Here is a 2,366-nt window from a genome sequence, read left to right as displayed (position 1 = left end):
CATGCATAGAAACGGTCGGGTCCTTTTTCTGCCACATGCGAAGTAAAAACAGAAAGAACAAACGAGTGGAGGTTCCTTTTTATTCTGCATAGCAGAGATTTAGATGTCGAAAAATTAAAATGGATTTATATAGGTGCAACAACGTACGAAATCCCCCTCTTATACTAGAGGAGGATTTCATCAAAAATATAAAGATTGCATTACTCCGAACAATTATGTAATGTTTTCATAATCTTATCTGCCGTATTCTTTCCATTCCCTATGCAAGCTCCAATGCCTACACCATAATATGAAGCTCCAGCTAAGTAAACATTTGGAAAAACAGCTGACAATTTCTCATTCAAAGATTGAACTGCCTGATTATGTTCTAAATGATAATTCGGCATTAAGTCTTTCCAGTTTGTAACTTCAACAATCTGCGGTTCGCCCTGAATTCCAAGACTTTTTTTAATATCAGATAAAGCAACTTGAATGAATTCTTCTTTACTGTTATTTTTAATCTTTTCATACGCTGGATTTGAACTTTTATAAAACATTCTTACTAATAAGTTTTGTTTATCTGATGTATGCTTCCATTTCCTACTTGTCCATGTACAAGCATCACAATATAAATGACCATTTTCTGAAACAATAAAGCCTGTTCCATCTGCCGGTAATTGATTATCAGGTATTTCAAATCCTAAGTAAATACTAATAAGAGATGAATTTTTGAATTTATTGAAATCACTGTTTAATTGGGTAGAATTTAATACTGTTTGTGCAATATCGTGAGGAGCAGCTAAAACAACATAATCCGCCTTTATTATCTCTTGATTCGAAAAAGAAACTTCATACTCATTACCGATCCTACTTACATTCGTCGTTGTTACTCCTTTTCTTATTTCGGTCTCAGTCAACACCTCTTCTAACCGATTAATAATCGTAGAGAGTCCTCCTTTGAACGATAAAAACTTTTTATTTCCAGCTGTCTGGAATTGTTTTTTATTCACTTCAAATCCTTTAATAATACTGCCATATTTATTTTTATAGTCAAGTAAATATGGTAATGTAGATGCCATTGTAAGTTCATTTAATTTACCAGAATACACCCCTGAAAGAACAGGAGAAATTTGCTTCTCAACTAACTCTTTTCCTAAAAAACTTTCTAAAAATAAAGCAAGCGATGTATCTTTCGTAAAACCTTTGTTTTTAGTAATAAAATCTTTCAGTGCAATAATTTTCCCTTTCGTTGAAACTAACGTACTGTTAAACAACGACTCTACACTTGTAGGGATTCCAAATACTGTATCAGCAGGAATAGGATGTAACGCATCCTCTGAATAAATGTAAGAAATACCAGTTTCGTTATATACCATATCGTCTTCTAGATTCAGTTCTTTTACAAGGGGCATCACATTTTCATTTCGGGCAACAATTGAATCTGCTCCTGTTTCCATAATAAAATCATTTTCTTTCACACTGTGAATTTTCCCACCTAAATATTCTTCTTTTTCTACAAGGATCAATTTTAAATCTACGTTGTAATCCTTTTTTAATCTTTCTAAGTAAAACATAGTAGAGAGTCCCGTAATACCTCCACCTACGACAACAACTGTTTTCATGTCTACTGAGCTCCTAACCGATGCTATAAATTGATAAATTTCTTTATTATTATACCCAAAAGTTAGCTTTCTCGACTAGTAGCTTGCACAGTCTGTAAAAAATTAGACAATATATAATATATACGAACACATTTCAGGTTGATTATGATGTACTTGGTGATTAGGCAAAAGGAATAACTGCAATAGGGCAACTCTTAACTTTCTATCTGAAAGATTTTCTCTCTATTTCATTGCAATATAGCCTCTATGCAATAAAACAAATTATATCTTGATGAATTCTAAAACGAGGTTCATACTATTTAACTTCGTTACAACCAAAAACTTTTAAGTAAAACAACAATTAAGGGCTCTTTATTTCAATAACATGATCCAATTTATTAACTTGTCTATTTCTTGACTCACTTCAAGTACTTTTTCATGTTGAAAGCCATAAGTCGAAACAAGCATTAAGAGTTCTTCTTTTTTTACTTCAATGTTTTCCTCTACTTTTCTCAGCTCCATGTCGTGTTTACTCGCTCCAATTTTAAAATTTATGTATCCTAGTATAGATCACTTACATAATAAGTAAAAGTGCCATGTCTATGTAAATCTTACATCTTTAAGGGCAAACGAAGGATTTTTTTATCCTTTATACCCCTCTAAATCTTGAAAGGGCTACTCACCATTATAAGAATGTTGTACACCATCAGTGATACAAAATAGATTTTTTAACTATTCCTTTATAAATAAAAAAGTAATGGACTATATATATTTATAAATGTATAT

The 2,366-nt window shown here is 31.8% G+C and carries 2 protein-coding genes; both read right to left on the bottom strand.

Annotated features, from left to right (window positions below):
* Nucleotides 1–200 precede the first annotated feature (200 nt).
* Nucleotides 201–1,601: a protoporphyrinogen oxidase gene (locus V7183_RS20685; protein ID WP_335360675.1), complete on the bottom strand. Its 1,401-nt coding sequence runs from the start codon at nucleotides 1,599–1,601 to the stop codon at nucleotides 201–203.
* Between the two features lie 351 nt (nucleotides 1,602–1,952).
* Complete coding sequence (locus V7183_RS20680) at nucleotides 1,953–2,102, bottom strand: aspartyl-phosphate phosphatase Spo0E family protein (protein WP_335360674.1); 150 nt, start codon at nucleotides 2,100–2,102, stop codon at nucleotides 1,953–1,955.
* Between the last annotated feature and the right edge of the window lie 264 nt (nucleotides 2,103–2,366).

The organism is Bacillus sp. JJ1127, from assembly GCF_036965845.1.
In the GTDB taxonomy this organism is placed as follows: Bacteria; Bacillota; Bacilli; order Bacillales; family Bacillaceae_G; genus Bacillus_A.
This window is presented reverse-complemented; position numbering and strand designations above follow the sequence as displayed.